The organism is Peribacillus sp. NPDC097225, assembly GCF_044761955.1.
GTDB lineage: Bacteria > Bacillota > Bacilli > Bacillales > DSM-1321 > Peribacillus.
This window is the reverse complement of sequence record NZ_JBIWDJ010000025.1, coordinates 1-1,089: the sequence shown is the minus strand read 5'-3', so window position 1 is coordinate 1,089 and position 1,089 is coordinate 1. Positions and strand designations below refer to the sequence as shown.

The following is a 1,089-nucleotide window of genomic DNA, read 5'->3' as shown; positions in this document are numbered from 1 at the left end:
CGCTTCAGTGCGTCCCAGTGCTGACGTGCCGAGAGCCGAAAGGTGTTGCGGATCAGGTGCACCACACAGGTCTGGACCGTGGTGGCCGGCCACACATGCTCGACAACCTCCGGCAGGCCCTTGAGACCGTCGCAGACGAGAAAGAAAACGTCTTTGGTGCCACGGTTACGGATGTCAGTGAGCACGCTCATCCAGAACTTGGCGCCCTCGCCGCCCGTGCCGGCCCACAAACCAAGCACGTCGCGGCGCCCGTCCAGGCTCACCCCGATGGCCGCGTAGATCGGCCTGTTCGCGACCTGGCCGTCGCGGATCTTGACCACGATGGCATCGATGAAGATCGCGGCGTACACCTCATCGAGCGGACGTGCAGACCAATCCTGCATCTCCTCGATCACCTTGTCGGTGATCCGAGAAATCGTCTCCTTCGAGACCGATGCACCGTAGATTTCAGCGAAGTGCGCGCTGATCTCCCCAGTCGTTAACCCTTTGGCGTACAACGATAAAACGATCTCATCAACGCCGTTGAGCCGACGCTGCCGCTTCTTGACGATCTGCGGTTCGAACGTCCCTTCGCGGTCTCGGGGGACTTCGATCGGGACCTGCCCGGTCGACTCGGTCAGTACCGTCTTCGACCGAGTGCCGTTGCGGATATTTGTTGATGCCCGATCCGGGTTGGCCTGGTTCTTGTCGTGCCCGAGATGCTCGGTCATCTCCTCGTTCAATGCCGTTTCCAGGACCGTCTTGGTGAACTGCTTGAGCAGCCCATCCGGGCCCGTCAGCGACAGGCCCTGCTCTCTCGCCAAGCGCACGAGCTCCGCTGCCGCCGCCTCCTCGGCCGACGGTGGTGTCGACTTCTTCTTCGTCACATCATCCAGTGTCGTCATCACGGCACCCTTCTCGCCGGGCATTCACCCAGCGTGTCGGGCCGAAACACCGTTTAAGAAACACTCCCCGATCCTGTCGGGGAGACAGATGCGGGATGGCCGGGGGCGACGAGTGTTTGCGGGGCGAGGGAATTTCCGGGGGCGAATTTTCCGCAGTTACTCGGGGCGGGTGCGCCGTTGAACCGGTCGACGAGCCACTGCAGAG

At 62.2% G+C, this 1,089-nt stretch carries 1 protein-coding gene; it reads right to left on the bottom strand.

The features are described 5' to 3' along the window. Positions 1 to 884: IS256 family transposase (locus ACIQXH_RS20410; protein WP_403125470.1), on the bottom strand; the 884-nt coding region annotated here is incomplete at its 3' end. Positions 885 to 1,089 lie beyond the last annotated feature (205 nt).